This is a genomic window from Vibrio sp. T11.5, from assembly GCF_027587155.1.
Lineage (GTDB): Bacteria > Pseudomonadota > Gammaproteobacteria > Enterobacterales > Vibrionaceae > Vibrio > Vibrio neptunius.
Window position 1 is genome coordinate 60,285 of sequence record NZ_JAPPTP010000002.1, and the last position, 12,252, is coordinate 72,536.

Annotated in this window: 10 protein-coding genes; 3 read left to right on the forward strand and 7 right to left on the reverse strand. The window is 44.5% G+C overall.

Annotated elements, in window-relative coordinates:
• Window positions 1-69: 69 nt before the first annotated feature.
• Window positions 70-1,500 (reverse strand): alanine/glycine:cation symporter family protein, encoded by a 1,431-nt coding sequence (locus tag OH455_RS03530; protein WP_206368185.1) that lies wholly within the window; start codon window positions 1,498-1,500, stop codon window positions 70-72.
• Window positions 1,501-2,203: 703 nt separating this feature from the next.
• On the opposite strand from OH455_RS03530, the gene OH455_RS03535 reads away from it, so the two are divergent.
• On the forward strand, window positions 2,204-2,386 hold the full coding sequence (locus OH455_RS03535; RefSeq protein ID WP_045976143.1) for a DUF3545 family protein: 183 nt from the start codon (window positions 2,204-2,206) through the stop codon (window positions 2,384-2,386).
• Window positions 2,387-2,439: 53 nt separating this feature from the next.
• Here OH455_RS03535 and OH455_RS03540 read toward each other — a convergent pair whose 3' ends face one another.
• The 3 genes from OH455_RS03540 to nfo all read right to left on the reverse strand — a co-directional run bounded on the left by OH455_RS03540 (window position 2,440) and on the right by nfo (window position 4,906).
• Window positions 2,440-2,991: a hemerythrin domain-containing protein gene (locus OH455_RS03540; RefSeq protein WP_206373488.1), complete on the reverse strand. Its 552-nt coding sequence runs from the start codon at window positions 2,989-2,991 to the stop codon at window positions 2,440-2,442.
• Between the two features lie 99 nt (window positions 2,992-3,090).
• Window positions 3,091-3,777 carry a uracil-DNA glycosylase gene (gene ung, locus OH455_RS03545; protein WP_269980372.1) on the reverse strand — a complete coding sequence of 229 codons (687 nt, stop codon included), beginning with the start codon at window positions 3,775-3,777 and terminating at the stop codon, window positions 3,091-3,093.
• Window positions 3,778-4,021: 244 nt separating this feature from the next.
• Entirely contained in the window at window positions 4,022-4,906 is an 885-nt protein-coding gene (gene nfo / locus OH455_RS03550; RefSeq protein WP_269980373.1) for a deoxyribonuclease IV, read from the reverse strand.
• Between the two features lie 318 nt (window positions 4,907-5,224).
• Between nfo and grcA the strand changes: the two genes are divergently transcribed.
• The gene (grcA, locus tag OH455_RS03555; protein WP_006957983.1) at window positions 5,225-5,602 is read left to right on the forward strand and encodes an autonomous glycyl radical cofactor GrcA; all 378 of its coding nucleotides are present in this window, start codon (window positions 5,225-5,227) and stop codon (window positions 5,600-5,602) included.
• 135 nt (window positions 5,603-5,737) lie between these two features.
• Window positions 5,738-6,583, forward strand: a complete 846-nt coding sequence (locus tag OH455_RS03560; protein ID WP_269980374.1) for a LysR family transcriptional regulator — start codon at window positions 5,738-5,740, stop codon at window positions 6,581-6,583.
• On the opposite strand, the gene OH455_RS03565 is transcribed toward OH455_RS03560, so the two are convergent.
• The 3 genes from OH455_RS03565 to carA all read right to left on the reverse strand — a co-directional run bounded on the left by OH455_RS03565 (window position 6,534) and on the right by carA (window position 11,888).
• The gene (locus OH455_RS03565) at window positions 6,534-7,313 is read right to left on the reverse strand and encodes a TSUP family transporter (protein ID WP_045976149.1); all 780 of its coding nucleotides are present in this window, start codon (window positions 7,311-7,313) and stop codon (window positions 6,534-6,536) included. The two genes, OH455_RS03560 and OH455_RS03565, sit on opposite strands and share 50 nt — an antisense overlap.
• A 188-nt stretch (window positions 7,314-7,501) precedes the next feature.
• Complete coding sequence (gene carB, locus OH455_RS03570) at window positions 7,502-10,732, reverse strand: carbamoyl-phosphate synthase large subunit (protein WP_269980375.1); 3,231 nt, start codon at window positions 10,730-10,732, stop codon at window positions 7,502-7,504.
• Window positions 10,733-10,748: 16 nt separating this feature from the next.
• Window positions 10,749-11,888 (reverse strand): glutamine-hydrolyzing carbamoyl-phosphate synthase small subunit, encoded by a 1,140-nt coding sequence (carA, locus tag OH455_RS03575; RefSeq protein ID WP_019274504.1) that lies wholly within the window; start codon window positions 11,886-11,888, stop codon window positions 10,749-10,751.
• Window positions 11,889-12,252 lie beyond the last annotated feature (364 nt).

Sequence of the window (12,252 nt, forward strand, 5' to 3'; positions counted from 1 at the left end):
CTATAGGTTACAAAAAAAGCCATGCTATGTCTGCATGGCTTTTTGAATCGTTTTAATAGAGGTTGGCTATTAATCTTTTTTGCTCTGATCCCAGATACCATCCTCAAGCTGAGATTTCAGCTCAGGAAAATCGTTCGAATCAAATGTCGGCACTTTACCTTCTTTTAGCTGACGGTTGTAATCTTTCGCCAGCTTAATCACGATGCCAGAGAGAAGCAAAATCGCCACCAGGTTGACAATCGCCATCATACCCATAGAAACATCTGCCAATGCCCAAACGATAGGTAGTGATGCAACGGCTCCAAACATTACCATCGCTAGTACAACCAGACGGAACACGCCCAGACCGGCTTTATGGTTATGCTCAAGGAAAATAAGGTTTGTTTCCGCGTATGAGTAGTTCGCTATAATAGACGTAAAGGCGAAGAAGAAAATCGCAACAGCTACAAAGATTCCACCCCACGAGCCTACCTGAGAGCTCAACGCTGCCTGAGTCAGTTCAATACCTGTGATCTCACCATGCGGAACGTACTCACCGGACATCAGGATAATCGCCACCGTCGCTGAACAGATCACGATAGTGTCCATAAACACACCTAACATCTGAACATAGCCCTGAGACGCAGGGTGTGGCGGATAAGGTGTAGCTGATGCCGCTGCGTTTGGCGCAGAACCCATACCGGCTTCGTTTGAGAAAAGACCACGTTTGATACCGTTAATCATTGCTTGAGCAATTGCATAACCTAAACCACCTGCCGCGGCTTCTTGCAGGCCAAAGGCACTCTTGAAGATCAAGCTCAGTACTGCCGGTAACTTATCGATATTCATAAACATAACGAATAGCGCCAGTAGCAGGTAAAGTAGCGCCATTGCAGGGACAATCATTTCTGCTACGCGCGCGATACGCTTGATGCCACCAAAGATAACCACTGCAGACAACAGAACTACGGCAACACCGACATAAGTTTCATCCCAACCAAATGCCGTATTCATGGCACCAGCAATTGAGTTAGCCTGAACCGCGTTAAATACCAAACCAAAAGCGATGATCAGGAAGATAGAGAACAATACGCCCATCCAGCGCATCCCTAAACCTTTCTCCATGTAGTAGGCAGGGCCACCACGATAGTTACCGTCATCATCTTTGGTTTTGTATAACTGCGCCAAGGTACTCTCGGCGAACGAGGTTGCCATACCCAGCATTGCGATCAGCCACATCCAGAAAATTGCACCTGGGCCCCCGGCGGTAAGAGCGACGGCAACACCCGCCATGTTACCTGTACCCACACGGGCTGCTAGGCTAGTACACAGAGCTTGGAATGATGAAATACCCGCTTTATCCGCTTTACGGCTGTTCTTTAACACCGAAAACATATGGCCAAAATGGCGGAACTGGATAAAGCCCAGTCTGAATGTGAAGTAGACCCCCACACCAACTAAGAGATAAACCAGAATAGAGCCCCAAAGTAGGTCATTCATCAAATTAATTAAATCTGTCATAAGATCCTCATAGTGAGTTTTCGCTGATCTCTGCTTCCCAGCCTTCCATCCAGTTGCAAACCAAGTGTCAATTTTGCTTAGTATTATTGTGTAATTATTGTGCAACTCAGATATGTAAAACGCGCCTCATGCTTCCATTTTACGTACCAGCGTATTTTTGACGGGCGGATAATGCAGTCAAGGATACCAAAAATCAATATGCATCATAATACATATTGTTGTTATTTTTCACTATAAAATCACCATTGATTAACACAAAAAAGAACATAAAAACCACAAAAACAGAACATTAACATCAAAATTTAACAACAATAAAGAACACACAACTCGATAAGAAATAGCAGAGCTGCAAATAATTGACACTCCTTTGTCATCAAGGACTCAGAGAAGAGAAGGTTAAGTGATTCGATCTGTAAATTCGATGTATCAACTCAGCCAAATAAACCTAATTGCATAGTTCAAGAAACCGCTGTTTTTTCACACACAGCGTTAACATACATCTTTTGAAAATTTAATCGTTTTCGGCAAACCGTTTGAACAAAAAACGACCAGGTATTGCTCCGTTTTTTGTGAAGACAAGTCTAAAACAACATGAAAACTTCATGGAATCGTAACAAATGAGAAACGAATCAAAGTTACGCTCCAAACAGAATGGTATTTAAACAGTACCCCTTCAAAGAGTAATCATTAAAAGAGGTAGCTTATGGAAGGCTTAAACTTTGAAGAAATCATGGAAATGGATTTTCCAAAAAATCGGGCAACACGTTCTAAACCCGCAAAGCGTAAATGGCGTGAAATCGAAGCAATAAAGGACAGGCAGAGACTTCGACGTGAATTAAAAGATATGGACATCGGATTCGACGATATTGATAATCTAGATTACTAACATTAGAAAAGAGGCGTATTAGCGCCTCTTTTTTGTTTATCGACACTTGAGCGTCAAACACACTCTTGATCGACCTGCCTAACACGTTGGGCTAATTGCTGATACTGCTCTGCAATGGTATGGCCAAAAACAGGATCGTCTTCAGTGACGCTCCAACGTTTCTCGACAACTTGCCAATCATGTAAAGTGAAACTCTTATTAATGAGAGGTAATATTGACTGCTCTTCAAGATCCATGTGGCGCTTTTGCGTCAGGACAAAATCTTCGAGTTGCTGTACAAACAGAGCCTGAGGTACCACAGCATCTTGGAGAATCATATCAACAGTATCGAGAAAAGCATGAGTTCTTTGTGACAATGTCTCATGCTCTAGTTCAAGATTCTCGATATCCGTGTGATGGCCGTAATGTTCTAGATAATAATGGTAGAGAATATCCTCTTTAGGGTGATGGACACGCTCAGAGTGGTGAGCCAGATAGTCCACTATTTCTCTCACTAAACTGTAATTGATGGTCTGTTCTTCCTTTAGCAGGGCAATCTTTTGCCTCAATACTGCCAGCAAACGAACCATGTAACCATGCTCTCGCCTTATCCTTTCAATCATCATAGCGCTTCTCCTTAACACCTACTTTTAATGAGTGTATAAAAGAAGCGCCAGTCAAGTTTTGACATTGCTCGAAGATTAAGCAATCCACATTAGGGAGAACTACATATTGACTTGAGTAGGAAGGTGCCAATTTATAGTTGGTTTACCTTGTGATCTAAGAATATGATTTGCTTGAGAAAAATGTCGACAACCGAAAAATCCACGATGCGCTGACAACGGAGAAGGGTGTGGCGCAGCTAATACATGGTGCTTATTACGGTCGATGAAACGCCCCTTCTTTTGCGCATGAGAGCCCCAAAGTAAAAACACTACGCCAGACTGATGCTGATTAAGCGCTTCAATGACTTTGTCAGTAAAGGTTTCCCAACCGGTTTTAGAATGCGAATGGGCTTTTCCCTGTTCAACCGTAAGAACAGTGTTGAGTAACAAAACACCTTGCTCAGCCCAGCTTTGAAGGTAACCGTGCGCCGGAATCTGAAAACCATCAATGTCCTGTGCTAACTCTTTATACATATTGACTAAAGAGGGAGGAGTCTTGATACCTGGTAAAACAGAGAAACACAGACCATGAGCCTGCCTAGGGCCGTGATAAGGATCCTGTCCTAAGATCACAACTTTCACGTCATTGAACTCAGTCGCCCGAAAGGCATTAAACACATCTTTTGCCGGAGGAAAGATCGCTTTACCTGATGCCCTTTCCGATTCAACAAAATTCAACGTCTGCTGAAAATAGTCCTGCTGCTTTTCAGCCCCAATGACGTCTTGCCATGTCAATGACGGGTTCATGTTTTGTTCCTTCTACTATTTGCGCTCAAACAATTGTCGCAAAAGTTAATGAAGGAACAAAGCGATAAAGTGAACTAGCTTTTTTGTGGGATCCGATAATGACCCTGACCCGTCACATGACGATTAGGAACAGGAAGGCGTGGCGAGCGTGCGATAGTATAAAAAGCAGTGTAAGGCATAGTGGCATCCTTATTTGTCTGAGTACATCCACTCACTATGAAAAATTAATGCCACTTTTAAATAGTTAGGCCATTTCCTTGAGCTGAGTAACATGATGCTGACGTATAAACTCAATTTCGTCAGGCCAACTTTCCGACTCTATTGTTTCTAGAATCAATGGGATATGGTCAAATCGAGCATCTTTGGCGATATACTCAAAACACGACCAACCAATTTCTCCTTTGCCTAATGCGTGGTGACGATCGACCTTCCCACCTAGGGCAATCTTTGAATCATTAATGTGCATTGCCCTTAAATAATGCATACCAACAACGCGCTCAAACTCCTCAAAAGTCGCCTCGCACGCATCAAAGCTGCTCAGATCATACCCAGCAGCGAAGGCATGGCAGGTATCAATACAGACACCAACGCGAGATTTATCCTTAACTTGTTGAATGATTTCTGCCAAATGCTCAAATCGCCAGCCTAGGTTGGTACCCTGACCCGCCGTATTTTCTATCACCGCGGTCACGTTTGGTACCGCTTGGTGGGCAATATTGATCGATTCCGCGATTCGCACTAAACACTCTTTCTCAGAAATTTTATTTAAGTGGCTTCCAGGATGAAAATTGAGTAAGCCTAGCCCAAGCTGATGGCAACGCTGCATTTCATCAATAAATGCAGCGCGGGACTTCTCAAGTTTTTCTTCTTCTGGAGCGCCGAGATTAATCAAGTATGAATCGTGTGGGAGTATCTGCTCCGCGGTAAAACCAAACAGGGTACAATTAGACTTAAATGCGGCGATGGTTGTTTCATCAAGCGGTTTGGCATTCCACTGGCGCTGATTTTTAGTAAATAGGGCAAACGCATTTGCTCCTATTTCATTTGCCCTCAATGGTGCCTGATCAACACCACCTGCTGCGGAAACATGAGCACCGATAAACTTGTTACCGTACGACTTTTCTAACATGTTGCTTTATCACTTTTGACTTTCAATATATGGTACGAATTACAGCAAGTTATTAGACTCATCTCAACAACCACACTTAATTTGTAGTAAAATTACAACAAAATAATAAATCCGAATCTATCACCAAGATCACAAGTCATTGCTATATATGATGTTATTGATTCAAATCAACATATTAACCACTAAGTTAACAATGATATTAGTAGTTATTTGACTTAAATCAAAACCACCCAAGTAATTTCGGGTTATATAATACGCAGCTCGACGAAATTCGAAAATTAACACCAATAAAACCACTAATGTGGATAGGAGACTGTGATGATTCAAGGCATTCAAATTACTAAAGCGGCAAACGATGCACTACTGAACTCTATTTGGTTACTTGATAGTGAAAAAAATGAAGCGCGCTGCGTGGCTGCAAACTCAGGTTTTGAAACTGACCAAGTTGTAGCAATCAACGAACTTGGCGAATACGAAAGCCGCGAAGTTGCGATCGAGAAAGCACCTCGCATCGAAGGTGGTCAGCACCTGAACGTTAACGTTCTTAAGCGTGAAACTCTAGAAGATGCGGTTGCAAACCCTGAGAAATACCCTCAGCTAACTATCCGCGTTTCTGGCTACGCTGTTCGTTTCAACTCGCTAACGACTGAACAACAACGAGACGTAATTGCACGTACATTTACTGAGTCTCTATAATTCAGTTAGTGGTACATTGAATATGACGACGGCGCCTTAATGGCGTCGTTTTTTTATGACTTTATAAAGAAGCAGTGCAAGCGAGTTTTTTTTCCGTTACATTAATTGACCCATTCCCATTTTTCATCAGTAGCTATGTTACTTGAAGGCATCGAGACTTTATTAGTTCTTAGTAAAGCGAAAACCATGAGCCGAACTGGCAGCTTACTGTATATCAGTCAATCAGCAGTCAGTAAACGAATCGCCAATTTAGAAAAAAAACTCGGTAAAAAATTAATCGAACCTTCTGGCCGTTCAATCAAACTGACACCCGATGGACAGGCTCTGATTGAAAACATAGGTCCTTCTTTTAGTGAGCTGCGAGGTCTGATCTATGAACAACAAGAGTTGGAAGATACATCCCTCATCAAGCTCGATAGCTCAAAATCTTTAATTGCTGGATATCTAGGCAAGACCATTGGCGACTACATTAAAAGCGATCAGTACATTACAATCACGACCAACCACACACCTCGTATTGTAGAACATGTTCAATCAGGTAAAGCAACGCTGGGCCTCTGTGCGGGTTTACTACCAGCCCACCATGGATTGATGACCTTTCACTTATTTGATGAGCCTTTCGCTGTCGTAAACGATGCACCTTTAAAGCAATTACCCGACAAGATCATCACAAACGATTTAACCAATCCCGCCAACAGCTATCAACTCATCACGCTAGAAAAGCTCGGTATCAAGCCAATCATGGAAATGGATGCTTACACCGCTGCGGCCCAGCTGGCGTTAGGCGGAACAGCGCCAGCGTTGATCCCTCATTCAATCATTAAAGCGCTCAATATCCCCGATAAACATTGCTTTTATTTCAAACAATTACAACACCTAATTCGACCTATCCATATTTGCGTCAGACAGAGTGTGTATCAATCACCTCGGGTTAAAAAACTGATAGCAACCATTGTTGATGCTGTTCCCAAAGCAGTTTAAATGCCATCGCCATCGACATCACGATCACTAGGGGACGGATCCATTTTTGGCCTTTGGTCACAACCACTTTCGCTCCCATTCGAGCCCCAAAAAACCCACCGACCGCCATTACCAATCCTAATTCCCAGATCGGTAATCCTGCCAACACAAAAAACAGTAATGCAGCGATGTTAGAAGTAAAGTTCAGAACCTTGGTGCGAGCGGTCGCATCGACCAACGAAAAATGCCCAATGGCAACAAAACACACAGTAAAAATGGAGCCTGTTCCCGGGCCGAAGAAGCCATCATAAAACCCAACCCCACCGCCTACGGACAAAGCAAACATCGCTTCTGACAGCTTGGCTTGCCCCGAGTGTTGTTTCGTTTTTGGCATCAGCAAAAAGTAAAGCGAGATAGCGACAAGAAGAATGGGAATAAGACTGGTCAGGGTACTTGCGTCTATATACTGCACCGCTTCCGCACCAATCGCTGAGCCAATGAAAGTACACAAAATGGCTAAGCGCATCTCTTTTATACTGACAATACCGTTGCGCACAAAATACCAGCTAGCAGAAAAACTCCCAAATGAGCTTTGCAACTTGTTTGTCGCTAAGGCTTGAGTCGGTGGAACCCCCGCCGCCAGTAGCGCAGGTAGCGTTAATAAACCACCGCCACCAGCCATAGCATCGATAAAGCCTGCAGCAGTAGCAACAAAGAAAAGTATGGTCAGTATTTCGAGGGAGATTTCCATAACTTATGTCTAAACGGCGAAACAATGGCCATAACCATAACACTGAGCTTTCCAGTCGGATAAGGAAAGCATCGAAATTGACCTATTCCATTTTTTCATCATTATAATACACAGCATAAAAAAGCCCGCTCAAAAGAGCGGGCAATGAGGTTGTCATATAGGCTCTGTTGCGAGCCTACTGGTTTTTATTACGCTTCGTTCTGTACCACTTTAGCGTGCAGCTCTTGAACTGAAGTCACTGACGTTTTAGCGTCAGCCGTGTGTGCCATACACACTGCAAACGCGGCATTCAGTGTCGTTGTGTAGTTCACTTTCTCAGCCAGTGCGCCACGACGTAGTACTTTTGAATCCTCAATCGCTTGACGACCTGCCGCGGTGTTGACGATGTAGGTGTACTCGTTGTTCTTGATACGGTCAAGAATGTGTGGACGACCTTCGTGTACCTTGTTCACTAGACGTGGGTTGATACCTGCTTCGCCTAGGATAACTGCTGTACCGTGCGTTGCATCCAGTTGGTAACCAAGTTTAGTTAGCTTAGACGCTAGGTCTACTACACGCTGCTTGTCACCTTCACGAACAGACAGTAGTGCGCGACCACCTTCTGGGTACACTGCGCCACAACCGAGTTCCGCTTTCGCGTAAGCTTCTGCGAACGTTGCACCGACACCCATTACCTCACCAGTAGAGCGCATTTCTGGACCTAACAGTGGGTCAACACCAGGGAACTTGTTGAACGGAAGTACCACTTCTTTCACTGAGTAGTAAGGTGGGATAATTTCTTTAGTAAAGCCCTGAGACTCTAGAGATTGACCCGCCATCACACGTGCAGCGATTTTCGCTAGTGGAGCACCTGTTGCTTTAGATACGAATGGTACTGTACGAGCAGCACGAGGGTTTACTTCGATTAGGTAAACTTCGTTATCTTTAACAGCAAACTGAGTGTTCATCAGACCGCGTACACCAAGTTCGAAAGCTAACTTCTCTACTTGCTCACGCATCTTATCCTGGATTTCCTGACTTAGCGTGTAAGCAGGTAGTGAACATGCCGAGTCACCAGAGTGAACACCCGCTTGCTCGATGTGCTCCATGATACCGCCGATAACTACGCGCTCACCGTCACAGATAGCATCGATATCAACTTCAGTTGCGTCGTCTAGGAAACGGTCTAGAAGCACTGGTGACTCGTTCGATACGCTCACCGCTTCGTTAAAGTAACGGCGTAAGTCTTGCTCGTCGTAGACGATTTCCATTGCGCGACCACCGAGCACGTATGAAGGACGTACAACCAACGGGAAGCCAATTTCTTTCGATTTCTCAACCGCTTGCTCGATTGTCGTTACTGTCGCGTTTTCTGGCTGTAGAAGACCTAGGCGGTCAACGGCAGCTTGGAAACGCTCGCGATCTTCAGCGCGGTCGATTGCATCTGGGCTAGTACCTATGATTGGCACACCTGCCGCTTCTAGAGCTCGAGCAAGTTTAAGTGGAGTCTGACCACCGTACTGAACGATAACGCCTTTTGGCTTCTCTACACGTACGATTGAAAGCACGTCTTCAAGTGTGACTGGTTCGAAGTACAGACGATCTGACGTGTCATAGTCAGTAGAAACTGTCTCTGGGTTACAGTTAACCATGATAGTTTCATAACCATCTTCACGTAGAGCTAGTGAAGCGTGTACACAACAGTAGTCAAATTCAATACCTTGGCCGATACGGTTTGGACCACCACCAAGAACCATGATCTTGTCTTTGTCTGTCGGCTGCGCTTCACACTCTTCATCATAAGATGAGTACATGTAAGCCGTATCAGAAGAGAACTCAGCCGCACAAGTATCAACACGCTTGTACACTGGGTGTATGTCGTACTGGTCACGCAGGCGACGAATTTCGTTCTCAGATACACCAAGAATTGAAGAGAGACGAGCATCAGAGAAACCTTTGCGTTTCATCTTACGTAGCACATCTTCAGTCAAGCCAGCAAAACCGCCAGCCTTGACTTGGTTTTCCAGGTTAACCAGTTCTTCAATCTGAACTAGGAACCAACGGTCAATTGCCGTTAGATTGAATACGCCATCTACTGACATACCAGCACGGAATGCGTCTGCGATGTACCAGATACGCTCAGCGCCAGCTTCTTTTAGTTCATGACGAATGGTTGTTAGTGCATCAGGCGCATCCAGATCAACCATTTCGTCAAAACCGTTGGCACCAACTTCAAGGCCACGAAGCGCTTTTTGTAGAGATTCTTGTTGGTTACGGCCGATAGCCATAACCTCACCCACTGACTTCATCTGAGTTGTCAGACGGTCGTTAGCACCGGCAAATTTCTCGAAGTTAAAGCGAGGGATCTTAGTTACTACGTAGTCGATTGTTGGTTCGAATGATGCCGGAGTCGCACCACCAGTGATGTCGTTTTGTAACTCATCAAGAGTGAAGCCAACGGCCAGTTTCGCTGCAATCTTAGCGATTGGGAAACCTGTTGCTTTAGAAGCAAGAGCAGAAGAGCGAGATACACGTGGGTTCATCTCGATGATAACCATGCGGCCATCTTTCGGATTAATACCAAACTGTACGTTTGAACCACCTGTCTCAACACCGATTTCGCGCAGTACCGCTAGAGATGCATTACGCATCAACTGGTACTCTTTGTCAGTCAGCGTTTGGGCTGGTGCCACTGTGATTGAGTCACCAGTGTGGATACCCATTGGGTCGAAGTTTTCGATAGAACATACGATGATACAGTTGTCCGCTTTGTCACGAACCACTTCCATCTCATATTCTTTCCAACCGATTAGTGATTCATCGATTAGAAGCTCGTTGGTTGGCGACAGGTCCAAACCACGACGACAGATCTCTTCGAACTCTTCTTTGTTGTAAGCGATACCACCACCAGTACCACCCATAGTGAATGAAGGACGAATGATACATGGGAAGCCGACCATATCGAGAACTTTGTAAGCTTCTTCCATCGTCTTAGCCGTATCCGCACGCGGACACTCTAGGCCGATTGACTTCATCGCTTTATCAAAACGAGAACGATCTTCTGCTTTGTCGATAGCGTCTGCAGTTGCGCCGATCATCTCTACGCCGAACTCTTCAAGTACGCCGTGCTTCTCAAGGTCTAGAGCACAGTTAAGTGCAGTCTGGCCACCCATAGTAGGTAGTACTGCATCAGGGCGCTCTTTCTCAATGATCTTGCGAACCACTTCCCACTGGATTGGTTCGATGTAAGTGGCATCCGCCATGTCTGGGTCAGTCATGATGGTTGCAGGGTTAGAGTTTACAAGGATAACTCGATAACCCTCTTCGCGCAGTGCTTTACATGCTTGGGCACCAGAGTAGTCAAACTCACATGCCTGACCGATAACAATCGGGCCTGCACCTAGAATTAGAATACTTTTTAAGTCAGTACGTTTTGGCATTCTCTACTACTCCGAATTAAGCGCTGTGTTGTTTGATTAGTTCGATAAAGTGGTCAAATAATGGTGCTGCGTCGTGTGGACCAGGGCTTGCTTCAGGGTGACCTTGGAAGCTAAATGCTGGCTTATCTGTACGGTGGATACCTTGTAGAGAGCCATCAAATAGTGACACGTGAGTTGCACGTAGGTTCTCAGGCAATGTTGCTTCATCAGCAGCAAAACCGTGGTTCTGAGAAGTAATCATCACAACATTACGATCTAGGTCTTTAACTGGGTGGTTAGCACCGTGGTGACCAAATTTCATCTTAACGGTTTGCGCACCAGACGCTAACGCAAGGATTTGGTGACCTAAACAGATACCAAAGATTGGCAAACCTTTATCCAAGAACACTTTGGTCGCTTCGATAGCGTAAGTACATGGTTCAGGGTCACCAGGGCCGTTTGACAAAAACACGCCGTCAGGGTTGAGCGCCAAAACTTCTTCTGCACTGGTTTCAGCAGGAACTACTGTTAAGCGGCAGCCTCGGTCAACAAGCATACGCAGGATGTTTCGTTTTGCACCGAAGTCATAGGCAACAACGTGATATGGCAATTCGCTGTCGTCTTGCGCCTCAGGAAGTCCACCCTCAAGCGTCCACGAACCTTGTTTCCATTGATACGCTTCTTTTGTTGTAACTTCTTTCGCAAGGTCCATACCTTTTAGGCCAGGGAATTCTTTTGCTTTAGCCAGCGCTAGAGCCTCGTCTAAGTTGTTACCCGCAACGATACAACCGTTTTGTGCACCTTTTTCACGCAGGATGCGAGTCAGCTTACGCGTATCAATATCAGCGATGCCAACGATGTTTTGCGATTTAAGGTAATCAGAAAGGGATTGTTCGTTACGAAAGTTAGAAGCGATGAGAGGGAGATCGCGAATCACAAGGCCTTGTGCATGAATGGAAGAGGATTCTTCATCTTCGGAATTGGTTCCGGTATTGCCTATGTGAGGATAAGTAAGTGTGACGATTTGTTGGGAATAGGAAGGATCAGTGAGGATTTCTTGGTACCCCGTCATCGAGGTATTAAAAACAACTTCACCAACGGACGACCCATCTGCTCCAATGGAAACTCCGCGGAACACTGTCCCATCTTCTAGGACTAACAGTGCTGATTTACTCAAGACAACCTCCAGAATAAAAATGCAAAAATAATAAATTAAACTGCAAATCTGCCTTCCTTCACGCAATAAAAAAGCGTTTTCAGGTTATTTAGACAAATTGGCGGTATTCTAATGAGGCGATAAAGAAGTGTCAACAGAGACACGAAAATAAATTTAATATTTAGAGCAGTTAAAACCAAAAATGTTTTTAGATGGCTAAAATATACAGTTTAGTCCGACTAACAAGGAGATAAGACGAACTATTTATGAAATGGAGTATTTTCAACATATCTGAGATCACAGTTTTTATTATCACCTTAGCGCAAACGTTGAACAACACACAATTACCATAACTTTTAAGCAACTAAGCAAAAATAAACACACA

Excerpts from the sequence above, each read along its gene's own strand:
- OH455_RS03530 (WP_206368185.1), bottom strand. The coding sequence starts at position 1,500 with ATGACAGATTTAATTAATTTGATGAATGACCTACTTTGGGGCTCTATT.
- OH455_RS03535 (WP_045976143.1), top strand. The coding sequence starts at position 2,204 with ATGGAAGGCTTAAACTTTGAAGAAATCATGGAAATGGATTTTCCAAAA.
- OH455_RS03540 (WP_206373488.1), bottom strand. The coding sequence starts at position 2,991 with ATGATGATTGAAAGGATAAGGCGAGAGCATGGTTACATGGTTCGTTTG.
- ung (WP_269980372.1), bottom strand. The coding sequence starts at position 3,777 with ATGAACCCGTCATTGACATGGCAAGACGTCATTGGGGCTGAAAAGCAG.
- nfo (WP_269980373.1), bottom strand. The coding sequence starts at position 4,906 with ATGTTAGAAAAGTCGTACGGTAACAAGTTTATCGGTGCTCATGTTTCC.
- grcA (WP_006957983.1), top strand. The coding sequence starts at position 5,225 with ATGATTCAAGGCATTCAAATTACTAAAGCGGCAAACGATGCACTACTG.
- OH455_RS03560 (WP_269980374.1), top strand. The coding sequence starts at position 5,738 with ATGTTACTTGAAGGCATCGAGACTTTATTAGTTCTTAGTAAAGCGAAA.
- OH455_RS03565 (WP_045976149.1), bottom strand. The coding sequence starts at position 7,313 with ATGGAAATCTCCCTCGAAATACTGACCATACTTTTCTTTGTTGCTACT.
- carB (WP_269980375.1), bottom strand. The coding sequence starts at position 10,732 with ATGCCAAAACGTACTGACTTAAAAAGTATTCTAATTCTAGGTGCAGGC.